The sequence below is a fragment of the Kocuria kalidii genome, from assembly GCF_044462225.1.
GTDB lineage: Bacteria > Actinomycetota > Actinomycetes > Actinomycetales > Micrococcaceae > Kocuria > Kocuria kalidii.
The window spans coordinates 1-21,784 of record NZ_JBISWJ010000065.1; the positions used below are offsets into that span (position 1 = coordinate 1).

The 21,784-nt window shown below is 73.4% G+C and carries 20 protein-coding genes and 1 pseudogene; 18 read left to right on the forward strand and 3 right to left on the reverse strand.

The genetic code is table 11. From position 1 onward, the window contains the following. The 3 genes from nth to ACH9D3_RS09135 form a co-directional block, all read left to right on the forward strand. On the forward strand, positions 1–804 hold an 804-nt coding region (gene nth / locus ACH9D3_RS09125; protein ID WP_396410692.1), incomplete at its 5' end, for an endonuclease III. Beyond that, positions 786–1,592, forward strand: a complete 807-nt coding sequence (locus ACH9D3_RS09130; protein WP_396410693.1) for an NUDIX domain-containing protein — start codon at positions 786–788, stop codon at positions 1,590–1,592. The genes nth and ACH9D3_RS09130, both read left to right, overlap by 19 nt. 97 nt (positions 1,593–1,689) lie before the next feature. Next, complete coding sequence (locus tag ACH9D3_RS09135) at positions 1,690–5,400, forward strand: nSTAND1 domain-containing NTPase (RefSeq protein ID WP_396410694.1); 3,711 nt, start codon at positions 1,690–1,692, stop codon at positions 5,398–5,400. Between the two features lie 7 nt (positions 5,401–5,407). On the opposite strand, the gene ACH9D3_RS09140 is transcribed toward ACH9D3_RS09135, so the two are convergent. After that, positions 5,408–7,156, reverse strand: a complete 1,749-nt coding sequence (locus ACH9D3_RS09140) for a bifunctional 3'-5' exonuclease/DNA polymerase (RefSeq protein ID WP_396410695.1) — start codon at positions 7,154–7,156, stop codon at positions 5,408–5,410. A 143-nt stretch (positions 7,157–7,299) separates the two neighbouring features. On the opposite strand from ACH9D3_RS09140, the gene ssd reads away from it, so the two are divergent. The 5 genes from ssd (at position 7,300) to ACH9D3_RS09165 (ending at position 12,796) form a co-directional block, all read left to right on the forward strand. Then, positions 7,300–8,433, forward strand: coding sequence for a septum site-determining protein Ssd (gene ssd / locus ACH9D3_RS09145; RefSeq protein ID WP_396410696.1), 1,134 nt, complete (start codon positions 7,300–7,302; stop codon positions 8,431–8,433). Beyond that, positions 8,430–9,677 carry a TadA family conjugal transfer-associated ATPase gene (locus ACH9D3_RS09150; RefSeq protein ID WP_396410697.1) on the forward strand — a complete coding sequence of 416 codons (1,248 nt, stop codon included), beginning with the start codon at positions 8,430–8,432 and terminating at the stop codon, positions 9,675–9,677. Before ssd ends, ACH9D3_RS09150 begins: the two co-directional genes overlap by 4 nt. Continuing rightward, a complete protein-coding gene (locus ACH9D3_RS09155; protein WP_396410698.1) occupies positions 9,674–10,426 on the forward strand; it encodes a type II secretion system F family protein in 753 nt (250 codons plus the stop codon). Before ACH9D3_RS09150 ends, ACH9D3_RS09155 begins: the two co-directional genes overlap by 4 nt. Continuing rightward, positions 10,423–10,989, forward strand: a complete 567-nt coding sequence (locus ACH9D3_RS09160; RefSeq protein ID WP_396410699.1) for a type II secretion system F family protein — start codon at positions 10,423–10,425, stop codon at positions 10,987–10,989. The genes ACH9D3_RS09155 and ACH9D3_RS09160 overlap by 4 nt, the downstream gene beginning before the upstream one ends. 667 nt (positions 10,990–11,656) lie before the next feature. After that, complete coding sequence (locus tag ACH9D3_RS09165) at positions 11,657–12,796, forward strand: phage major capsid protein (RefSeq protein ID WP_396410700.1); 1,140 nt, start codon at positions 11,657–11,659, stop codon at positions 12,794–12,796. Between the two features lie 63 nt (positions 12,797–12,859). On the opposite strand, the gene ACH9D3_RS09170 is transcribed toward ACH9D3_RS09165, so the two are convergent. Beyond that, a complete protein-coding gene (locus ACH9D3_RS09170; protein ID WP_396410701.1) occupies positions 12,860–13,591 on the reverse strand; it encodes a hypothetical protein in 732 nt (243 codons plus the stop codon). Positions 13,592–14,050: 459 nt separating this feature from the next. Here ACH9D3_RS09170 and ACH9D3_RS09175 point away from each other — a divergent pair, with 459 nt between their 5' ends. The 8 genes from ACH9D3_RS09175 to ACH9D3_RS09210 all read left to right on the forward strand — a co-directional run bounded on the left by ACH9D3_RS09175 (position 14,051) and on the right by ACH9D3_RS09210 (position 19,565). After that, positions 14,051–14,254 (forward strand): hypothetical protein, encoded by a 204-nt coding sequence (locus ACH9D3_RS09175; protein WP_396410702.1) that lies wholly within the window; start codon positions 14,051–14,053, stop codon positions 14,252–14,254. 5 nt (positions 14,255–14,259) lie between these two features. Next, the gene (locus ACH9D3_RS09180; RefSeq protein WP_396410703.1) at positions 14,260–16,248 is read left to right on the forward strand and encodes a bifunctional DNA primase/polymerase; all 1,989 of its coding nucleotides are present in this window, start codon (positions 14,260–14,262) and stop codon (positions 16,246–16,248) included. Positions 16,249–16,549: 301 nt separating this feature from the next. Further along, a complete protein-coding gene (locus ACH9D3_RS09185; RefSeq protein ID WP_396410704.1) occupies positions 16,550–16,771 on the forward strand; it encodes a hypothetical protein in 222 nt (73 codons plus the stop codon). Then, positions 16,768–17,217 carry a hypothetical protein gene (locus tag ACH9D3_RS09190; RefSeq protein WP_396410705.1) on the forward strand — a complete coding sequence of 150 codons (450 nt, stop codon included), beginning with the start codon at positions 16,768–16,770 and terminating at the stop codon, positions 17,215–17,217. The genes ACH9D3_RS09185 and ACH9D3_RS09190 overlap by 4 nt, the downstream gene beginning before the upstream one ends. Then, a complete protein-coding gene (locus ACH9D3_RS09195; protein ID WP_396410706.1) occupies positions 17,214–17,612 on the forward strand; it encodes a hypothetical protein in 399 nt (132 codons plus the stop codon). Before ACH9D3_RS09190 ends, ACH9D3_RS09195 begins: the two co-directional genes overlap by 4 nt. Then, complete coding sequence (locus ACH9D3_RS09200; protein WP_396410707.1) at positions 17,609–18,019, forward strand: hypothetical protein; 411 nt, start codon at positions 17,609–17,611, stop codon at positions 18,017–18,019. Before ACH9D3_RS09195 ends, ACH9D3_RS09200 begins: the two co-directional genes overlap by 4 nt. A 282-nt stretch (positions 18,020–18,301) precedes the next feature. After that, complete coding sequence (locus ACH9D3_RS09205; RefSeq protein WP_396410708.1) at positions 18,302–18,808, forward strand: hypothetical protein; 507 nt, start codon at positions 18,302–18,304, stop codon at positions 18,806–18,808. Between the two features lie 343 nt (positions 18,809–19,151). Then, entirely contained in the window at positions 19,152–19,565 is a 414-nt protein-coding gene (locus ACH9D3_RS09210; RefSeq protein ID WP_396410709.1) for a hypothetical protein, read from the forward strand. Between the two features lie 127 nt (positions 19,566–19,692). On the opposite strand, the gene ACH9D3_RS09215 is transcribed toward ACH9D3_RS09210, so the two are convergent. Next, positions 19,693–19,932, reverse strand: a complete 240-nt coding sequence (locus ACH9D3_RS09215; RefSeq protein ID WP_396410710.1) for a hypothetical protein — start codon at positions 19,930–19,932, stop codon at positions 19,693–19,695. Positions 19,933–20,024: 92 nt separating this feature from the next. On the opposite strand from ACH9D3_RS09215, the pseudogene ACH9D3_RS09220 reads away from it, so the two are divergent. Both ACH9D3_RS09220 and ACH9D3_RS09225 read left to right on the forward strand, forming a co-directional pair. Beyond that, positions 20,025–20,789 (forward strand): annotated as a pseudogene (locus ACH9D3_RS09220) (recombinase family protein); the annotation flags it as partial. Positions 20,790–21,679: 890 nt separating this feature from the next. Next, positions 21,680–21,754 carry a hypothetical protein gene (locus ACH9D3_RS09225; RefSeq protein WP_396410711.1) on the forward strand — a complete coding sequence of 25 codons (75 nt, stop codon included), beginning with the start codon at positions 21,680–21,682 and terminating at the stop codon, positions 21,752–21,754. The last annotated feature ends 30 nt before the right edge of the window (positions 21,755–21,784 follow it).

The window sequence follows — 21,784 nt, forward strand, 5'->3', positions numbered from 1 at the left end:
GCCGCGCGGCGCCGGCGGACCGGGGCCCCGGAGTCCCCGCTGTCCCGCAAGCGGCGGGCCCGGCGGATCAACGCGGTCCTCGGGGAGGCGTACCCGTACGCGGTGGCCGAGCTGGACTTCCGCTCCCCCTGGGAGCTGCTCGTGGCCACGGTGCTGTCCGCGCAGACCACCGACGTGCGGGTGAACGCCACCACGCCCCGCCTGTTCGAGGCCTGCCCGACGCCGCGGGCGCTCGCCGAGGCGGAGGAGGCCGAGATCCAGGAGATCATCCGCCCGCTCGGCTTCTACCGCGCCAAGACCCGGGCGATCCGGACGCTGGCGCAGCGGATCGTGGACGACTTCGACGGCGCGGTGCCCGGGCGGCTGGAGGACCTCGTCACCCTGCCCGGCGTGGGCCGCAAGACCGCGAACGTGGTGCTGGGCAACGCCTTCGGGATCCCCGGGATCACGGTGGACACGCACTTCGGCCGGCTCGCCCGCCGCTTCGGCTGGACGGACGAGGAGGACCCGGTCAAGGTCGAGCGGGACGTCGCCGCCCTGTTCGAGCCCCGCGACTGGACCGACCTGTCCCAGCGGCTCGTCTACCACGGGCGGCGCATCTGCCACTCCCGGCGCCCCGCGTGCGGGGTGTGCCCCGTCGCGGACCTGTGCCCGTCCTACGGCGAGGGGCCCACGGACGCCGCCGAGGCGGCGTCGCTGCTCAAGTACGAGTTCGCCCCGGGGCGCGAGGAGCTGCTGGAGCAGTTCCTCGCCGGCCGGACCCGGGCCGAGCTGCAGGCCGGCGGATGGCCCCTGAGCTCGTGAGCGGCACCGGCTCCCGAGGGGGACGGCCCACGGGCGACGCCTACGAGGACCTGCTGCGGGTGGCCCGCAACGGCCGGCGGCTGCGGATGGAGGACCGCGAACCGTGGCGGATCGGGCAGATCGACGAGGACTACCGGCGCTCGGCCGTGCTCATCCTCTTCGGGGTGCTCGACGACCTGCCCGCGCGCGCTCCCGAGCACGCCGAGGGGGTGGGCCGGGACCTCGACGTCCTGCTCGTCCAGCGCGCCGCGACCCTGCGCTCCCACCCCGGCCAGGTCGCCTTCCCGGGCGGTCGGCTGGACCCCGAGGACGGGGACCTGCACGAGGTGCTGTCCGTGCCCGGGGGAGCGGTCAGCGCCGCCCACGTGCGCGCCGCCGTCCGCGAGGCCGAGGAGGAGACCGGCCTGGACCCGCGCGGCGTGGAGGTGCTCGGCGCCCTCGCCCCCGTCCCGCTGCCCGTCTCCAACCACCTCGTCACCCCGGTGCTGGGCTGGTGGCGGGACGTCTCCGCGGTCGACGTCGTGGACCACGCGGAGTCCTCGCTCGTCTTCCGCGTCCCGGTGCTCGACCTCGTCGAGCCCGCCAACCGGCACTGCGCGACCCTCACGCGCGGCCGGCAGACCTACCGCTCGCCCGCCTTCACCGTCCCCGTGGCCGGCACGACGTCCACCGTGACCGTGTGGGGGTTCACCGGTGTGCTCCTGGACCGGTTGCTCACGGCGCTCGGCTGGGCCGTCCCGTGGGACACCGGCAGGGTCCTGCCCGCTCCGCTCCAGCACGGTCCCTGAGCCGCATGACGCCCGGGGCGCAACATTGCCGGCGCGGAGGGAAGCCACCTTACGATGCCAGGGTCCCCCCTGCCCACGACCCTCGAGGAGGCTCACGGTGGCCTCGCCCCGACCCGGCGCCGACCGGCCACGGCTCGCCGAGCAGCTCAGCGCCGCGCGCCGCCGCCGCGGCCTGTCGGTGCGCGCGCTCGCGGCCTCCTGCCACCTCCCCGCCAGCACCATCCAGGGCTGGCTCAGCGGGGCGCACCTGCCGGGGCCGGCCCTGCGCGAGGAGTTCACGGCCCTCCTGGAGGCCCTCGGGCTGACCGACGAGCGCCCGGCGGAGCAGTGGTGGGCGGACGTCCACCGCTCGCGCACCCCCGTCCAGCCGGCCACCACCCCGTACGTGGGCCTGCGCGCCTACCGTCCCGAGGACGAGGGGCACTTCTTCGGCCGGACCGCCGAGGTGACCGTGCTCGGCGAGCGGGTCGCGCAGCTCGCGGGCGCCGGCGGCCCCCGCATCCTGGCCGTGGTCGGGGCCTCGGGGGCGGGGAAGTCCTCGCTGCTGGGCGCGGGGCTGCTCGGACGGCTGCGGGCGGAGGGCCAGCCCCTGCACGGCTGGACCGCCCAGGGCACGACCCCCGGACTCGACCCGCGGCGCCGGCTCGAGGAGGCCGTCGGGGCCGATCCGGACCTGCTCGTGGTCGACCAGCTCGAGGAGCTCTGGACGGACCCCCGGGACGCCGAGGAGCCGGGACGGTTCCTCGACCGGCTCGCCGCGACGAGCCGGGACCGGGTCGTCGTCGTCGGTCTGCGTGCGGACTTCTTCGGCACCGCGAGCCGGCACGCCGAGCTGCGCGCCGCCCTGGAGCGGCCGGTGCTGCTCGGCGCGCTGAGCCGCGGGCAGCTGCAGCGGATCATCGTGGGGCCGGCCGAGGCGGTCGGCGCCCGCGTCTCCCCGGACCTGGTCGAGGTCATCCTGCGGGACGTCGCACCCCGCGGCACGGAGGTCGGCGTGGGCCTGCTGCCCCTGCTCTCCCAGGCGCTGCTCGGCACCTGGGAGCACGCCCGCTCCCGGGAGCTGACCGTGGCCGACTACCACGCCGCGGGCGGCATCACGGAGGCCGTGGACCGCCGGGCCGAGGAGGTCCACGCGGACCTGGGCCCCCGTCAGCAGGAGGTGGCCCGCGCGGTCTTCCTGCGGCTGGTGCGCGTGGTCGGCACGGGCACCTCCGCCACGGTCGTGCGCACCCCGCTGCTCCGGGAGGAGCTGCCGGAGGACGGCCCGGCCGTGGTCGAGCACTTCGCCCGTGCCCGGCTGCTGACCATCGACCGGGACGAGATCCAGCTCAGCCACGAGTCCCTGCTGGACCACTGGTCCCGGCTCAGCCGCTGGGTCGAGGACAGCCGGCGGGACCTCTACGTCCGGCAGCAGCTGCAGCGTGCCACCCAGATGTGGCTCGCCAACGACCGCGACCCCCTCGCCCTGATCCCGCTGGGCCAGCTCGCCTCCTTCCGGGACTGGACCGGGGACCCGCGCCAGCAGGCGCTGCTGAGCCCCGCCGAGCGCGAGTACCTGGAGGAGAGCGAACGCCACTACGAGGACGCCCTGGAGCGGCAGAAGCGCAGCGCCCGGGAGATCGAGCGCCGCGGCCACGTGGCCCTCGTCCTGCTTTCGCTGGCCGTCTGCGCGGCCGTGGTCGCCGGGGCACTGGGCCTGCGGGCCGAGCGCTTCCAGACCGTCGCGGAGACCGCCCGCGACGAGGCGCTCTCGCGCCAGACCGCCCTCGAGGCCTCGCGGATCCGGGGCGAGTCGCCCAATCTCGCCTCGCAGCTGAGCCTCGCGTCGTACCGGATGGCACCCACCCGGGAGGGCACCTCCGCCCTGATCGACGCCACGGCGGTGAACGCCCCGGAGCGGTGGGTCGGCCCGGACGGCGCCTCCCGGCTCGCGGCGCTGGACGACGGGTCGGTCGTCGCGCGCGCCGCCGGGGACGGCACGCTGTCCGTGTGGCGGGACAGCGACCGCCTCGACGAGAACCGGGAGGACCTCGCCGTGGTCGACGGCGCCCCCGGACTGAGCGACGTCGACCTCCGGGAGCGGGACGGCCGGGTCCTCGCGGCGGCCGGCGGGCTCGGCCACGTGAGCCTGTGGGACGTCACCGGCCGGCCGGCCCAGCGGCTGGCCGGGCTCGACGTGGGGGCGGAGACGCCGGTCAACGCGGTCGTCCTCTCGCCCGACGGCCGGCAGCTGCTGGCCGGGGGCCGGGGCGAGGTGCTGCGCTGGTCGGTCGAGGACCCCCTCGACCCCGTCCCGCTGCCGTCCCTGGACCTGGGGGAGGAGGACGCCGACGTCCTGGCCCTCGCGGCGGCACCCGACGGGACGGTCTACGCGGGCGGGACGTCCGGGGACATCACCCGCTGGTCCACGGACGGCCGCCGCGCGGAGCGCCTCGACCCGGTTCCAACCGGACGGGTCGTCCGGGCCCTGGACCTCGACGACGACGGCGCCCGCCTCGCCGCGGGACTGAACGCCCGCGAGCTGCGCCTCTACGACGTCGACGGGGAACAGGTCTCCGGCGCCGGGACGGTCACGGAGTTCGGCAGCTGGGTCAGCGACGTCGCCTTCACCCCGGACGGGGAGCACCTCGTGGCCGCCAGCTTCGACCAGAACGCCTACGTGCACCGGCTTCCCGACCTCGCGCGGGTGGACGCCTTCCCGACGGCCGCCCGGGTCACGAGCGCGCTGCGCGTGGAGGACCGGGTGCTGACCACCTCCCAGGACGGCACCACGCGCGCGTGGGACGAGCAGGGCCCCGTCATCCACCGGCGGGGAGAGCCGGTCTACCAGCTCTCCACGGACCGGCAGCACACCGTGCTGAGCGCCGTCGGGATCGGCGCCGACGTCATCTCGCTCTTCGACCTCACGGGAGACGGCCCCCGGCCGCTGCCGTCGCCGCAGGCCCCGCCCGGGGAGACCCTGTGGTACGCGGGGGCCGTGGCCCCCGACGCCTCGTTCGTCGCCGGGGGCACCCAGGACGGGGACGTCCTCGTCTGGCCGCTGGACGGGGGCCGCCCGCAGGAGCCGGAGCGGACCGAGGCCATCGAGGCGGGCGTCACGGGCGCCGACGTCACGACCGACGCCCGCACGATCGCCGCCTGGTCGGAGGTCGGCTCCGAGATCGCGCTCCTGCGCCGCGCGCCCGGGGGAGAGGTCCGGCGGACGGCCACGATCCCGGTCCCCGGCACGGAGGCCGCCCGCTTCGCCCCGGACGGCGCCCTGCTGGCCGCGGCGGACGACGCCAACGGCGTGGAGCTCTGGGACGTCTCCGACCCCGCGGCACCCCGGCAGGCCGCGGGGCTGGCCCTGGACTCCGTCGCCACGTCGATCGCGTTCTCCCCGGCGGGCGACCTGCTGGCCGTGGGCACCGAGGCGGGCCGGGTGCGGCTCTGGGACGTCGCGGACCCGTCCGACCCCCACCCCGTGGGCGAGACCTCGGACGCCCTGTCCTCCGTCAAGGGGCTGCAGTTCTCCGCGGACGGTCGCCTGCTGGCCGGTGCCTCCGGCGACAAGTTCGTGTGGATGTGGACCGTGGGCGCGGCGGACCTGGAGGTCCACGCGGCGCTGTCCGCCTCCGGCGACCGGATGAACGACGTGCGCTTCGTCGAGGACCGTCTGGTCGCCACCGGCGACGACGGCGTGGTGCGCAGCTGGCTGGTCGACACCGAGGACGCGGTCGAGGCGGTGTGCGCGCAGCGGGGCGACCCGATCACCGAGGACGAGTGGCGCCGGCACGTGGCCGGTGCCCCGTACCGGGACCTGTGCTGAGGGCGGCTCACTTGGCGTCGGCGTAGGACTCCACCACGGCCACGCTGACGGGGAACTCCACCGGGATCCGCCCGAACACCATCCGGCCCGCCCGCTCGGCGGAGTCGCGGACCAGCTCGGCGGCCCGCTCAGCGTCCTCCCGCGCGCAGTGCAGCACCACCTCGTCGTGCAGGAAGAACACCAGCTCCGCGGCGACGCCCTCCCGCGCCAGGGCGGAGCGGATGGCGCCCATCCAGCACATGGCCCACTCGGCCGCCGTGCCCTGGACCACGAAGTTGCGCGTGAACCGCCCCTGGCCGCGGGCCATCGTGCCCGCGCGCCGCTCGGCCTCGGCGGTCGCGGTGTCCCGCTGCGCCGCGTCCCACGCCGGGCCCGGCAGCGGTGACCAGCGCCCCAGGTGCGTGCACACCTGCCCGCCCGTCTCGCCCACCCTCGCGGCCCGCTCCACGTAGTCGACGGCGCGGGGGAACATCCGGGCGAGGTGCGGCATGAGCCGGCCGGACTGACCGGTGGTCGCCCCGTACATCGCGCCCAGCATGGCCACCTTCGCCTGCGGGCGCTCGGTCAGCTCCGAGCCCCGCTCCTCGCCGAGGTCCGCGACCGCCTGGTACAGGTCCTGGCCGCGGGAGGCGGCGGCCAGGGCGTCGTCGTGGGCCAGAGCCGCCAGGACGCGCGGCTCGAGCTGGGCCGCGTCGGCGACCACGAGCACGCGCCCCGGATCCGCCCGCACGGCGTCGCGCACCACGTGCGGGATCTGCAGGGCGCCCCCGCCGCGGGCCGACCACCGGCCGGTGACCACGCCGCCCACCACGTACTCCGGGCGGAAGCGGCCGTCCCGCACCCACGTGTCCAGCCAGTGCCACCCGTTGGCGCTCAGCAGCCGGGCCTGCTTCTTGTGCTCCAGGACGGGCTCGATCAGCGCCTGGCGCTGCGCGGCCAGACCGGGGACGGCCCGCGCCCACTCGACGAGCTCCCACTGCCGGGTGCTCGTCACGTCGATGCCCGCCGCCCGCATCGCCCGGAGCAGCTCCTGCGGGGAGTCCGGGTTCAGCGCCGGCGCGTGCAGCGCCTCCCGCATCCGGGCCACGGTCTCCTCCATCCGCGGGGGACGCTCCCCGGGCGCCGGCTCGGGGCCGAGCGCGTCCTCCAACAGCGCCCGGTGGACGTCCTCCCGCCACGGCACCCCGGCGTGCTGCATCTCCGCGGCGATCAGCGCCCCCTGGGACTCCGCGGCCAGCAGGAGGGTCAGCCGCCGGGGATCCGCCGCCCCCGCCACCGCGGCCAGCTGCGCCTGCAGCTCGCCGACCAGCGCGGTGACGTCGGGTCCCGTGGCGCGCGGGAGGTCGAACAGGCTCGACTGGTCCGGCGCGGGGGACGGGGGCGGGAGCAGGCCCGGTGCCTCGTCGGCGGGCAGCGGCGCCAGCACCGGCTCGTAGGGCAGCGGGCCGCCGTTCCCGGACCCGTGGGCGGTGGCGGCCGTGGCGAGGACGGCCTGGCACAGCCGCAGGTCGTGGCAGCGCTCCACCCGCACGCCGGCGGCCAGCAGCTGCGGGTACACGGCTCCCGTGCGCTCCCAGGTCCAGCGCGGCGGGGTGGACCCGGCACGCCGGGCGGCCTCTTCGCGGTCGGCGACGAACGCGGCCAGCTCACCGGCGGGCACGTCGGTCCCGGCCCCCTCCGGAGCACCGGAGCCCGTCAGGTCCTGGATCCGGTGGCCGCCCCGGCCGTCCTGCGCTGGTCCCACCACGATGTGCATCCGGCCATTGTCCTGCACGGGTCCGTCACGCTGTGCCGGTGCCCGGACTGCACACGCCTCCGGGGCCACCGGGAGCCCGTCTCCCGTCCACATCGGCGGCAGCGCCGGGGCAGGCCGGTCCTCGTCCGCCCGACAGTGGGGCCATGAGCACCGCCGCCCACCTCCCCGCCCCCTTGCCGGTCCCCATTCCCGCACCCTTCCCCGCACCCTCGCCCGCCCCGTTCCCCGCCACCGCGGCCCGTGCGCGCACCGTGCGGCTCGTGAGCGACGACCCCGGGCTGCGCGCCACGGTCGAGCGCGTCTGCGCCGCCGCCGGTGCCGAGCTGCTGCCCGATCCGCCCGGGGCGGCAGCCGGCTCCCGGCCGGGCACGACCGCGGACATCGACCTCGTGGACGTGCGCCACGCCGTGCGGGGCCGGGTCCGGCCGGGCACGGTGCTCGTCGGCCGGCCCGAGGACCCGGGGATCTGGGACCGCGCGGCCGACCTCGGCGGCTGCGCCGTGGCCGTGCTGCCGGACGCCGCCGGCTGGCTCGCCGACCTGCTCACCGCGGGGCGCGGCGGCCCCTCGGGTCCCGGCCGTGCCGGCCGGGTGCTGGGCGTGCTCGGCGCCGTGGGCGGGACCGGCACCTCCACGCTGGCGTGCTGGCTCGCCGACCGTGCGGCCCACGACGACCGGCCGGCCGTCCTCGTGGACGGGGACCGTGCCGGCTGCGGCATCGACGTCCTGCTGGGCCTGGAGGACCAGGACGGCCTGCGCTGGCCGGACCTGCTCCGGATCGCCGGCACGGTGCACGCGGAGCAGCTGTGGCCGGCCATGGCCCGGACCGGGCAGCTGCGCTGGCTCTCCTGGGACCGCTCCCTGCCGGACGACGCCGTGGCGCCGTACGCCGCCGTCCTCGAGGCGCTGCGCCGGGCGGCGGCACTGGTCGTCGTGGACCTGGGCCGGGCGGGACCGGGCACGGCGGACACCGCGGCCCTGTGCGACGAGGTCCTCGTGCTCACGCCCCGGACGGTGCGCGGCGTGCTGGCCGCGCGCCGGGCGGCGGGCCTGCTGACCGGGACCACGGTCCGGCTGGTGCCGGCCGGGCTCGACGTGGCCGACGTCGACGACGCGCTCGCCGCCGCCACGACCGGCCTCCCCGTCGCGGGGTCCGTGCGCTTCGCCGGCGCGGTGCCGGAGGCCGCCGAGTCGGGCCGTCTGCTCGAGGCCGGCCGCTCCCGGCGGCTCGCCCGGGACGTGGCGGGGCTGCTCGCGGCCGTGGGGGTGACCCTGTGAGCGCCGCGCACCCGGCGCTGCCCGCCGCCCTGCCCGCTGCCCTGCTCGACGACGTGCGGGACCGGCTGCTGCCCGCTCCCGGGCCGGTCACGGACGCCGACATCGCGGAGGCCGTGCGCGCGAGCGGCAGGGTGCTCGGTGCGGCGGGAACCCTGCGCGCGGTGCAGGCCGTGCGCGCCGAGCTGACGGGCCTCGGCCCCCTCGAGCCCCTGCTGCCGCACCGCGGGCTCACCGACGTCTACGTCAACGGCCCGGACGAGGTGTGGCTCGAGACCGAGTCCGGGGTGCGCCGCGTCGGGTCCCCCTTCGGCTCGGACGCCGAGGTGCGGGCCCTGGCCGTGCGCCTGGTCACCGCAGCGGGGAGGCGCCTTGACGCCGCCCACCCGTGCGTGGACGTGCAGACGGCCTCCGGCTACCGGGTGCACGCCGTGCTCCCGCCGGTCTCCACGGGAGGAACCCTGCTCTCCGTCCGGTTCCGCAGCACCAGGGCCCTGTCCCTGGCGGACCTCGTGGACGCGGGCACCGTGGACCCCGACACGGCCGAGCTGCTCACGGGCGCCGTGCGCTCGGGCGTCAGCTTCCTGGTCAGCGGCGCAACCGGGGCGGGGAAGACCACGGTCCTCAACGCCCTGCTCTCGTGCGCCCCGGCCCACGAGCGGATCGTGCTGATCGAGGACGCGGCCGAGCTGCGGCCCGAGCACCCCCACGTGGTCGGGCTCCAGGCACGCCACGCCAACACCGAGGGAGCCGGCGGCATCGACCTGGCGGAGCTCGTCCGCCAGGCCCTGCGGATGCGGCCCGACCGGCTCGTGGTGGGCGAGTGCCGCGGCGCGGAGGTGCGCGAGCTGCTCACGGCCCTCAACACCGGCCACGCCGGGGCGGGCACCGTGCACGCCAACTCCGCCGAAGCGGTCCCCGCCCGGCTCTCGGCCCTCGGCGCCCTGGCGGGGATGAGCCGGGAGGCGGTCACGCTGCAGGCCGCGAGCGCCCTCGACCTGGTCGTGCACGTGGACCGGGCGGGCGGGCACCGGCAGGTGCGGGTCGTGTCCCTGCTCGAGGACCGCGCCGGAGGTCTCGTCACCGTGCCCGCCGCGGTCCGGGCCGACGGCCGGCTGCGCCGCGGACCGGGCTGGGACCGGCTGTGCGCCCTGCTGGACCGCTCGCTCGGCCCCGGTCCCTGCCTCGGTCCCGGTTCCGGTCGCGGTTCCGGCCGCGGTGCCGGATCCGCGGGGAGAGGGTCGTGAGCACGCTTGTCGTGTCCTGCCTGTGTCTCGCCGGAGGCGCCGCGGCGCTGCTCGCGGGGCCGGCCCACCGCGTCCGGTCGATCGGACTGTCCGAGTCCGGCGTCCCGTCCCGGACCCCGTGGTGGTCCCGGTTCTCCCGCGACGCCGCGGCGGAGGCCGCCGAGTGGACCGCGCTGCTGCGCCGGCTCGGAGCACTGCTGCAGGCGGGCCGGTCCCCGGCGGCGGCCTTCGAAGGAGCGGGCACCACCGGGCACGGCAGTGCCCGGACGGGCACCGGCCGGCACATCGGGGTGCTGTGCGCCTCCGTGGCGGCCGCCACCCGGCTGGGGCTGAGCGTCTCGACCGCCCTGACGGGTGCGCCGGCCCCGGAGCTCGGCCACCGGCCGCTGGAGCGGCGTGCCGTGGCCACCACGGCCGAGCTCGCCCTGTGCTGGGAGGTCTCCGAGCGCACCGGCGCGCCTCTGGCCGCGCTGCTCGGCGGCCTCGCCGACGCCCTCGAGGCCGAGCTGGACGCCGAGGCGGCGCGCGGCACCGCCCTGGCCGGTCCCCGCTCCACCGTCCGGATCCTGACCTGGTTGCCGGTGCTCGGGATCGGACTGGGCATGCTCATGGGCGTCGACCCGCTGCGCACCCTGCTCACCACGCCGTGGGGGCTGGCCGTCCTCGTGGCCGGCGCGGTGCTCACGGGGCTCGGCCGGGTGTGGACGCGGACGCTGATCGCCCGCGCGGAGGCGGTGGGGGCACGATGACCGCCCTGGCCGCAGCCGCCGCCGGACTGCTGCTGCTCGCCGCCGTGGCGGTGGCCGTGCTCCCGTCCCGTGCCCGGCTGCCGAGGACGCACCGTCCGGCGGCGGTCCGCCGCCGCGCGCCCGGGGCCCACGTCTCCGCGGGAGTCCTCGTGGAGCTCACCGCCGCGATGCTGGACGCCGGTCTGCCGGTCGGGGAGGCGGTGGCCGTGCTGGGCTCGGGCAGGCAGGACGCCACCGACTGCGTCCTGGACGGCATCGGCTCCCGGCTGCGGCTCGGGGTGCCCTGGGACGCGGCGTGGGCCTCCGCGGGGGAGCTGCCGGCGCACCTGGCCGACTACCGCGAGGCCCTCGCGTTCGCCGCGACCTCCGGGGCGCCCTCGGCCCCGGCCCTGCGCGCACAGGCCGTCCAGGTGCGGCGGGCGGCCTACCGGCGGGCCGAGCGTGCCGCGGAGTCGCTGTCCGTCCAGCTCGTCCTGCCGCTGGGCCTGTGCTCCCTGCCGGCCTTCGTGTGCTGGGGCGTGCTGCCGGTCGTGATGGGCCTCGTGCCCGAGGTGTTCGGATGACACCCCTGGCCCGGAGTCGTGCTCCTCCGCACGGGACCGCGTCCACGCCGCACCGGGTCCGGTCCGAGCAGCGGCCGGTCCCCGGACCGGCGTCGACGCCCACCACCGACCGCCCGAGCGCCGTGCACCGGCTCGTCCTGTGCACACCGTCCCGTACTGCTCGACCCATCCCGAAAGGAACGTCATGTCCCAGCATCAGATCTCCCGGCCGCCGGTGCCCCGGCCCCGTCTCTCGCACCGGCGCAGCACCGGTCCGGGGCCCGTCGCGTCCAGAGGCGCTGCCGTGCCCGCCGCGCGCAGGCCCTCCGGAGCACGGCCCCGCCCGCTCGCGCGGGCCGGGGACGAGGACCTCGGGGCGACCACGGTGGAGTACGCCATGGTCGTGCTCGTCACAGCGCCGCCGCGTACTGGTGCCGTTCAGCGCCTGACCGCCAGCGGGGGGGATTGTTGACGCGACATCGAGCGTGTTTCGATGGAACTGTGGTCAGCAGACCACCGAGTGCCCGGCTAACCACCGAGGACTGGGCTTCACGCGGTAAGCGCCGGACGGACCACCGAGCCGAGGGCGCGAGACCGAAGAGACCCGGCAAGGCCGACGCCACTCAGCACTCGAACTAACAGCCGTAGGCACCACGCCACGGCATGACGTTCGAGGAGAACGATCAACATGGCTACTCTCAAGGACACCCGCGACGCGCTCATCAACGACATCCGCGCGCTCGCCAAGACTGCCGAGGCGGAGGGTCGCGACCTGACCGACGCCGAGGTCGACACGATCGAGGCCAAGGACGCCGAGATCACCACCCTGAACCAGCGCATCAAGCGCGCTGAGAAGGGCCTGGAGCTCGCCCACATTGCGGGCGGTGGCTCCGGTACCGGCGCAACCGACCGGCGCGGGCAGAAGGTCCAGTACCTCAGCACCAAGGGCATCGCGCCCACGGCGTCCAAGGTCACCGAGGTCGTCCGGACCAAGGCCTTCGGGGTCGAGGTCCAGCCGGTCGACCTGTTCAACGGCGCTCCGGTCCGCCTGGACCAGGGCGACGTGGTCGGCCTCTCGCAGGTCGTGTCCGTCAAGGTCGTCACCAGCCCGGTCTTCGAGTACGCCCGGCAGACCGCGCGCAACAACAACGCCGCGATCGTCCGGCCCGGTGCGGTCAAGCCGACCTCGGACTACTCGTTCACCAAAGTGAACGGCGAGCTCGTGGTCATCGCTCACCTGAGCCAGCCCTACGGGACCTTCGACAGCGAGGACCACCCCGAGCTGGTCGACGCCGTGCACCAGGAGCTCGTCGAGGGCCTCCAGCCCGCCGTCGAGTCGCTGATCCTGAACGGCGACACCGGGGTCGGCTCGACCGAGCAGACCGGCGTGCTCAACACGAGCGGCGTGCAGACCGTGGCCTTCGCGACCGACGCGCTGACCACCCTGCGCAAGGCGGTCACAGCCCTGGAGTCCCTGCGGCTCCCGGCGTCTGTGTTCGCGCTGAACCCGGCCGACTGGGAGGCGCTGGAGCTGGCCCGCACCACGAGCGGTGACCTTGAGCTCCAGGACCGGCCGGTCGACCGCGCGGCTCGCCGCGTGTGGGGCGTGCCCGTGGTGGTCTCCACCGAGATCCCGGTCGGGCAGGCGATCGCCCTGGCGGACGGCTCCGTCCAGCTCGTGATGAAGGAGGGCATCCGCGTCGAGGCGACCAACGTCAACGGCACCGACTTCGAGACCAACCAGGTCCGGACCCGTGTCGAGTGGCGCGCGGCTCCGGCCGTGGTCCGGCCGCTGGGCGTCGTGCTGGCGGACCTCACCGCCGCGTGACCCGCGAGCGCTGAATTGAGCTGACCCCCGGTTGCCACGAGCGGCCGGGGGTCAGCCGTATGACTACCGGTCCAGAGACTGAGCCAGGCCCCGGTTCAGATCAACAACGACATCGGGGTCCAGGCGATTGACGGAGTCACGCGCTGAACGTGCCAGTCGTCGACTCAGACGTGCGTAGTCAAGGGCGGTGTCCGCATCGACACGGACGCCCTTGTCGGCATGGGCCAACCGGTTACGGACCAGCGCTAACTCCCGCCCAGCAATAGCCTCCTCCTTGGTCAACAGCCCGATACCGTTAGCGCGGAGTAGGACCTGGGAGAGTGACACGTCCTGCGAGCCACCACCACCAAGCAGGGTGGCCTGCAGGACCTCAAGAAGGTCAGCTCTGAGGTCCTCGGCGCTCTGGAGGATGGACGCGATTGGGGAGTCGTGGGCGAGCTTGACGACCTCGACAGGCAACCTCTGGATCAGGACTGGTTCGGGCTTCTCGGCCGGTGCGTCACCCTCGGCCTCACTCGTGTCGCCGGGTGATTCGGCTGTTGGCGCACCGTCGTTCGGTGGGGCGTCAGGCTCGTCCTCTGATGATCCCGACTCCAGAGCGGCCTTGGCCATGGCGACCCCGGCCTCCGTCGCCCACTCCACACCAACGCCCGCGGGGCCGATATTGAGCTTCGTCACCGTCCCGTTGTTGAAGAGCTCCACCAGTGGCCTGCGGAAGCCGAGCCCCAAGACGAGGACAGCGAGAGGCCAGGCGATCTGCCCGAGGAAACCCAATATCAGCGTCGTCCACTCCACCCGGCCACCGTATCGGCTGACCGCAGGCACACAGCATCCGACCCACCGTTGACGCCCTGACGGCCCAGCAGATCTTGTGCCGGATATTCGGCGCGTGTTCCCCTGGAAGGGCCTTCCATCAGAGGCACGCTGTCATGGGCGCATCGAGACCCACGGAGTAGAGCCCTCCGTGGGTCTCGCTGTATCCGGGGTCACGCCGCACCTGTGAGCGAGCTGTGAGCCTGCTGGGAGTAATTGTGTAACTGGCTGGGGCCTGGTTTCCTGGGTATATGGCCAGCGGCGCGAGCCGCACGGCCTACGGTCTCAGATCGACCGGGCTGGCTCTGCCCGATCGACAGCGCGTCGAGCGCTCCGTGGATCCTCCGATGGTCAACCGCCATCGGGCAAGGATCCCGGTGTGTGGCTCCGCGCCGACATCAACGAGCCACACGCCGGGCTGACTCCCAACAGGAGCATCCCGTGGCACACACCGAAGAGACGAAGCGGCTGATCGGCCAGAAGGTCAAGGCACGCTATGCGGCCGACCCCGAGTACCGGGCGAAGGTCGCCTCCAGATCCCGTGAGGTACGAGTAGCCGAGCGTGAGGAGCTGGTCCGCCTCCGCCAGGAGAACGCCGAGCTCCGCGCCGAGGTCGAGCGCCTCCGCACCCGCGACGGGCGGTGAGCCCGATGGTCAAGGCCACCCACCCACCACGCAAGAAAAGGCCCGACGACAGGCTCGACCTCGCCCTCGACTACGCGACCAAGGGCTACGCGGTGTTCCCGCTCCGGCCGGGGTCGAAGAAGCCCGCTGTCGGCAACGGCCAGAACGAGGCCACCACCGATGAGGCGACGGTCCGCGCCTGGTGGACCGACATGCCCAACGCCAACATCGGGATCAGCGCCAGAGCATCCGGCCTGGTCGTGGTCGACATCGACACCAAGACCGACGACGGGCGGGCCACCTGGGCGCGGGCCACCGCAGGGCGGGCCATCCCCGAGCCGGAGTTCGTGGTCCTCACCCCGTCCGGTGGCGAGCACCGGTACTACCAGCACGACTACGCCGAGGCTGGTATCAGCAACAGCGCGGGCAAGCTCGCTGTGGGTCCGGGGGTCGACATCCGCGCTAACGGGTACGTCGTCGCGCCGGGGTCCTACACCGAGGCCGAGTGGTCCAAGGACGGTTCGAGGCTGGAGGCCTACCCGGGTTACTACCGGGTGGCTCCGCCCGATGCCGACGATGAGACGGTGGTCGACTTCGATCTGCCTCCGGTCCGTGATGTCCACGTGGCTACCCGTGACCTCGTGACGACCGCGACGACCAAGAAGACCAGCGAGCGCGCCGAGCATCACGAGACCACCTCCTCGGGTCAGCCGCTGGGTGAGCTGGGCCAGCATGCCGCCCTGGTCCGCGAGACGATCGAGCTCGCGACCATGGGGCCGGACAGCGGGCGCAACGAGCGACTCAACATCAGCACGATGAAGCTGGCGCAGATCGTCGCTGGCGGTGGGGTGCTGACCCGCGAGATGGTCTACGGCGCGATGAAGGAGGCCTGCACGGTCAATGGCCTGATCGACGAGGACGGTCTGGAGTCGGTCGACGCCACGTTCGAGTCGGGCTGGTCCAAGGGCACCACCGAGCCGAGGCTGGTCGATGGAGGCACCACGACCGACGCTAGCGGGTTCGAGGGTCGCCTGCTCGATATCGGTTCGTGGCTGACCGAGGACCACCCGATCCCGGAGCGGTTCGGGATGGGCGGCATCCTCTACACAGAGGGCCTGCACTGGGTCGCGGGCGAGCCGGAGTCCGGTAAGTCGGTGCTTGCCTACCAGTGGGCGCTCGACGCCGCACTGGCAGGCAAGCGCGCCCTGATCCTCGACGAGGAGGCGGGCGAACGTGACGCTCTCGGTAAGCTCGTCGCCCTGGAGCCCAGGACCGAGCTGTGGGCATCACGGATCGACTACCTGCCGCCGACCGGCTGGGACCTGATGGTCAACGCGGCCTCGTTCCGTCAGTTCGTCCTCGACCGTGGCGTGTCGGTGATCGTGGTCGACTCGGCCGCTACCGCGCTCGCGGGCGCTGGCATCGAGGAGAACGAGAACGGACCAGTCCTGCGGTTCATCAACGCCGTGCTGATCCCGCTCGCCAAGGAGCACGGACTGTGCGTGGTCGTGATCGACCACAAGACCAAGACCAACAGCGACAGCCGGTGGGCACGAGGCGCGGGGTCGAAGCTCGGCGCGGTCGACGTCCAGATCAGCGTGACCGCGTCCACCCCGTTCAGCCGCGACCGTAACGGCGTGGTCAAGGTCGTCTGCGATAAGGACCGGTTCGGCGTCCACGGTCGAGGGCACACCTGGAGGGTCGATGTCGCGGTCGGTGACGGCACGATCCTGCCGTCTGCCCTCGATATGGGCTTCGAGGAGAAGGGCACCGGTAAGCCCGACCTCGGCACACCCGAGCCGCTGATCCTCCTCGCCCAGGCGGTCGTCGCCAAGACAGGACGACCGATGAGCAAGACCAAGGTCCGCGACGCGGTCAAGGCGCAGGCCAAGGTCGGCTCGACCAAGGCCCACAGCGCGGTCGACGAGGCTATCCGCCTCGGCCTCCTGGTCCGCGCCGACGACGGAGAGAACTGGGTCCCCGCGCCCAACGGGAACGGTGCCTCCGATGCCTGATCAGACCCCGTCCCGGACCCCGTCCTACCAGTCGGTAATCCGTCCCGTATTACCAGCGAGTAGGACGGGGTCTTGGGACGGATTACCAGCGAGTAACCCGTCCCGGCTCCCAGGACGGCTCCCGGCCCGTCACGACGCGGTAGAGATCCTCCCCGAGATACCCGTCCCGGACCGTCCGGGACGGCCACCCACCCCCATCCGTCCCCGAGTCCCCGGCCCTTTAGGGCCGGGACCGGGACGGGGTGGGTCCGGCACCAACTTCTATTACTCGCCAGTAACAGCACCACCTAAGGAGCACCCAGTGATCCCGAGCAACGCCAACATCCGAGCCCAGTACACCGAGCCGAAGACCAAGACCGGCTGGACCCTACCGGTCGTCGCCTGGACCGCCAGCGGGCAGGCCATGGTCCCCGACCGGGCGACTGGCTCGCTCGTCATCGCCCGCAACCAGACGGGGTTCGTCGGCCTGTACGACGACCGCCGCAACGACAGCAAGACCAAGATCAAGGGAGCAGTCCGATGAGCATCACCACCGCCCTAGGGGCTGAGGTCCTGGCCCACGGAGGCAAGGTCCACAGCCGCTGGCCCGAGATCGAGGACCACCGCGCCGTGTTCCGGCTCGGCACCAGCTCAGTCACCGTGGTCCGCCGACGCTGGTACGTCGACCACCAGCCGCGCGGATTCACCAACCGGTGGCGCATCGTGGTCGGCCTCAAGGGCGACCCCGACGCCAGCCAGCGCGCGGCCGACATGGTCCGAGCGGCTGAGGCTGGCTGGTTCGGTCAGCGACACGGCAGGCTCGATATCGGGCTGGTCGAGCTGGACTGGGCCACCCACGGGCACTCGCTCGCGTTCGAGGTCGACCGCGACATCCCCGCCGCGTGGCTGACGACCGTGGTCCTCGTGGCCTCCGGCGTCCTCGGTGCGGACACCCTGATCGACATCGACATCGAGGAGCAGACAGCATGACCGCCAACACCATCACCACCGATGTCGCGCTCGACCTGGTCGCCCATGGGTGGACCGCGATCCGGATCGAGGACGACTCGCTCATCGCCCGGAGCGATGGGGTCGACCTGATCCTGTCCTCCGAGGTCGAAGGCATCTGGGTCGCCCAGATCGTCTGGACCTCCGACGCTGGTCCGTTCCGGCCGTCGCTCGTCCGGGCGCGGATCAGCACCGCGCAGGCCGGTGACTTCGGCCGGTACGGGCTCAGCGTGCCGGGTCAGGTCGAGCTCATCAGCGCCTCGGACGCCGGGGTCGAGCTGGCGTTCGGCTGGGAGGTCGCCGCAGGGTGGGTGGCTGGCCTGGCGCGACTCGCGGCCGGGACGACCGGCGCGCGTGTCACGGAGGAGGGACCGTGACGACGACACGACCCGCACCGGCTCTCGTGGAGCGGCAGAGCCACGACGTCACGGAGGAGCAGGCGGAGCGCTGGTGCCGACGCGGTCTGCACCGGATGGAGGGCGACAACATCGCCCGCTCCGCCCGAGGCGGTCGCCAGTGCCGAGCCTGCAAGGTCGAGGCCGCTCGGCTCTGGCGCGAGCGCAACGCCGAGCGCGTCAAGGAGAGCAACCACCAGCGCTACCTGGCCGACGCGGAGCGCCGACGCCAGTACGACCGAGATCGACGCCAAGCGCTCCGCCGCTGTCGGCGCGGCCACGTTCAGGATGGCGCGACGGTCTACACCCGACCCGATGGTCGCCGCGAGTGCAGGCGCTGTCGACGTGCACGCCAGCGCGTCTGGCGCGCTCGGCATAAGGAGGCCTGAGATGGTCGACCGGACCCAGCCGTGGACCTGCGCGAACGGCCACGAGATCACCGACCCGACCGACCCCGAGCTGGTCTACGTGAGGCCAGGCCGGTCCAAGCGCGAGTGCGTCCAGTGCCGCCGAGATCAGCGCGCTCGGTGGCGGGCCACCCACCCAGAGGCGGAGATGGTCAGCCAGCGCGACTACCAGGCCCGGCGTCGAGCGCGGAGGGTATCTTCCGAGCGGACACCCCGCGATGGTTTCCTGGGAAAGTAACCTACCGACCAAGGAGCCCGACCGACATGGCCTACTACACCCACTACCGAGGCGAGCACCCGATCCCGACCGAGGATCAGCCCGCCATCGACGAGGATCGACGCCGGTACGCCGAGTCCGACGCTGAGATGCGCCGGATCGAGCGCGAGCTCAACGTCGAGACCCCCGACCCGAACCCGGACTACGAGATCGACCGCCGCGACCGCGCCAACATCCAGTCGACCTGGCAGGAGCTGGGGATCGACCTCGACGACATCCCGGCCGACCGTAACGCCAACCCCGAGGCACGAGCCGAGGTCACGCGCCGCAAGAGGGAGCAGGTCGAGGGCGAGTGCATCAACGGCCACCCGTACGACCCCGCCGACCCCGACCTCGCCTACACCCACGCCCGGGCCGGGTACTCGACCTGCCGCGCGTGCCGACGCGAGTCCGAGATCCGGTCGCGCGCTCGCGCTATCGCCCGGCGTGAGGCTCGGGAGGCCCGCCGCGCCCAGCAGGAGCAGGACGCCGCGCATCACGAGATGGCCGCGTGAGATCTCGTATCACCGTCTGAGATTGAGGCTTACGCGCGCGCGCGCCCGCGACCCAGGTATACCCCCTGCTCAGTGGAGAGAGGCCGACTGTCCGCCCAGGGTTCGGCCATGAGACTCCGTCTCAGATTCTGAGACTCCCCCCCCGTGGGGTCGGCTCCTGTTACTTCCAACGACGACGGTCAGGTCGGCTTATACACCATACCTTGTGTGCTGTCAAGGCCCACTGGTAAAATGGACTTATAAGGCCCCCTCCACGGGCCGGACAGACCACACGAGATAGGCGGACCCCATGGCCCCCAGGACCCGGACCCAGACCACCACCCCGACCACCCAGGAGGACACCATGACCACCAAGACCACCACCAAGACCGCCCAGGCTCCCGCCACCAAGCCGACCGCCTGCCGGTGCGGGTGTGGCCTGCCGACCATCACCGCCGAGGCCCGGTACCTCCCCGGTCACGACGCCCGCCACGCAGGCAACCTGATCCGCGCCTGGGCCGAGGCCGAGGGCGACGACGAGGCGCGAGTTCAGATCACCGAGGCCGCTCAGCGCGAGCTCGCGACGCCCGGCCTGGTCGCCAAGTTCGAGCGCGGGATCGCCCGCGCCGAGGCTCAGCAGGCCGAGCGCGCCGCGCGGGCCGAGGCCAAGGCCCGCGACGCCAAGTACCGGGCCGAGACCAAGGCCGCTGAGGCCGCGCGCAAGGCCGAGGCCCGCGCCGCCCGCGACGCCGAGCGCGCCACCGCCAAGGCCGCGTGACCCCACACACCCAACGACCCCCCGGCCGTAGCCGGGGGGTCGATTGGGTTAACCACCGTTTCCACCTCAATAGCCTGTGACGACTCAGGAGGTCCTAGTCATGAAGATCAACCCATGTGTAGACGAGTCAGGAGTTCCGGAAGGAGGCGAACGGCATCTGCTCCGATGGGCTAAGAGGGTCCCAGCCGTGAACCGACACCGGCACGCCGCGCGAGATGAACAGGATGTTGGGGTCCCCTTCGTCGTCATTGACTGTCAGGGCGAGAGCCTCGTCCTTGTCCATCGCCTCCTTGATCGCGGTGGTGATCCGCTCCATCTCGGCGTCGGGGATCTTGTGCTGGGCACCGTTGTAGTTGATGTGCGCCATGGGGGGTTCTCCTATCGGCCCGGCCGCGAGCTGATCCCGCGACCTGTACTAACGCTAACTGGCCGACCGGACGCCGTAGGCGGTGTGGCGTGATGCGCGCCGTGGGTTACGTGCGGGTCAGCACAGGGGGTCAGGTCGATGGGATGTCGCTGGGGGTCCAGCGGGAGCAGATCGAGGCCGAGTGCCAGCGCCGAGGCTGGGACCTGGTCGAGCTCATCGAGGACGCTGGTCTGAGTGGCAGGCGCGACGACCGGCCCGGCTGGCGTCGGCTGATCGCCATGTGCGAGGCAGACGCGGTCGATGCCGTCGTCGTGGCCTCGTTCACCAGGTTCGCGCGGTCCGCGCGCCAGATCGTCCAGGTCACCGACCGCCTTACAGACCTCGGGGTCGAGTTCGTCAGCATCAAGGAGGCCGTCGACCTGTCGACCCCGACCGGCCGGATGATGCGAACCATGCTCGGCGCGGTGGCTGAGCTGGAGGTCGAGCAGACCCGGACCAGGACTATCGACGGCAAGCGGGCCGCGATCGTGGAGCGGGGGACCTGGCCCGGTGGCCCGCCGCCTATCGGCTGGCGGACCGTGGGCGAGGGTCGGGTCGAGGTCGACCCGGCAGAACAGCGCGCCCTGGAGGTCATCAAGGCCGGGTACCTGGTGGACGGAGCCTCGTCGGCCGAGATCGCGCGCCGCCTCGATGCTGAGGGCATCCCGCCACGGGGAGGGGCGACCTGGAACCCGGCCACGGTCCGGCGCGTAGCGGTGAACCCGGTCCTGTGGTCAGGCGAAATCGTCTACGGCCAGGTCAAGGACGAGACCGTCCGAGGTCGTCTGCGCTCCACCAAGACCGACCGCGACGGTCAGCCGATCAACGGGGAGCCGTTGGTGGTCCGTGTGCCCTCGCCACCCTGGACGCGCGCCGAGTTCGACGCTGTCGGCACGGCCGTCAGCGAGCGCCGCGACCGGTCGAACCAGAACGGCCGCGAGACCACGGTCCACCCACTGAGCGGCCACATCACGATGCCGTGCGGGGCCTCGGCCTACGGTGTCGACCTGGGCAAGAGCCTGAAAACCACCGGGGCGAGGGCATACCGGTGCTCCGGCAAGAGGACCTCCACGCCGTGCTCGTGTTCCCAGCTCCAGTCCGGGCCGATCGAGGATGCGGTGTTCGAGCGCCTGGCCGCGCTGATCTTCGACCCCGAGGCGCTCGGTCAGCTCGTCCGGCAGTGGTTCGACTCACGGCGGACCGCGACTGAGCCTGACCGGCTGGCGGACCTGACGGTCCAGCGCGACAGGCTCCAGCGCCAGCTCGACCGGCTGGTCGACCTCGCCATGGAGACCGCCAGCCCGACCGTGTCGCGCAAGATCGTCGACCTAGAGGCCCGGCTGGATGCCGTCAGCGAGGAGACCGAGACGGCGCGCGCCGACCGGGCCGAGATCGACGCGTGTGAGGCCCAGTGGTCGGCCCAGCTCCAGGCGCTCCCGTGGGGTGAGGTCCCCAAGGGGCAGGCCACCCCGTGCTCGACCCGGCTCCAGGACTCACCCCTGATGTACATGCTCCCGAGTGACCGTGCCGCGCTCGCGGCTGTCTACCGGCTCGATGTGCGCGTGCTGGAGTCCCATCGGGGCCACGCTCGCCGGGTCGAGATCAGGGGCATGCTGGCTCCGGACGGGGAGGTCGTGTCCCTCGACGAGGCCGAGGGCGAGTACTCCGTGGCGCAGTCGTGCTCGCCGCCGCGGCCTTCGGAGGCGTCATGGCCGCCGTCCTGTCCTCCGGCCAGGTGCGCGAGCTCCTGACCGCGATCATCGAGAAGGCGCTCAGCGTCTGAGCGTCCGCCCGTGGGGACCGCGGCGCCGGG

Coding starts and splice junctions, on each gene's coding strand:
- ACH9D3_RS09215 (WP_396410710.1), bottom strand. CDS start 19,932: ATGGCGCACATCAACTACAACGGTGCCCAGCACAAGATCCCCGACGCC.
- ACH9D3_RS09195 (WP_396410706.1), top strand. CDS start 17,214: ATGACCGCCAACACCATCACCACCGATGTCGCGCTCGACCTGGTCGCC.
- ACH9D3_RS09165 (WP_396410700.1), top strand. CDS start 11,657: ATGGCTACTCTCAAGGACACCCGCGACGCGCTCATCAACGACATCCGC.
- ACH9D3_RS09190 (WP_396410705.1), top strand. CDS start 16,768: ATGAGCATCACCACCGCCCTAGGGGCTGAGGTCCTGGCCCACGGAGGC.
- ACH9D3_RS09205 (WP_396410708.1), top strand. CDS start 18,302: ATGGCCTACTACACCCACTACCGAGGCGAGCACCCGATCCCGACCGAG.
- ACH9D3_RS09130 (WP_396410693.1), top strand. CDS start 786: ATGGCCCCTGAGCTCGTGAGCGGCACCGGCTCCCGAGGGGGACGGCCC.
- ssd (WP_396410696.1), top strand. CDS start 7,300: ATGAGCACCGCCGCCCACCTCCCCGCCCCCTTGCCGGTCCCCATTCCC.
- ACH9D3_RS09140 (WP_396410695.1), bottom strand. CDS start 7,156: ATGCACATCGTGGTGGGACCAGCGCAGGACGGCCGGGGCGGCCACCGG.
- ACH9D3_RS09160 (WP_396410699.1), top strand. CDS start 10,423: ATGACCGCCCTGGCCGCAGCCGCCGCCGGACTGCTGCTGCTCGCCGCC.
- ACH9D3_RS09180 (WP_396410703.1), top strand. CDS start 14,260: ATGGTCAAGGCCACCCACCCACCACGCAAGAAAAGGCCCGACGACAGG.
- ACH9D3_RS09210 (WP_396410709.1), top strand. CDS start 19,152: ATGACCACCAAGACCACCACCAAGACCGCCCAGGCTCCCGCCACCAAG.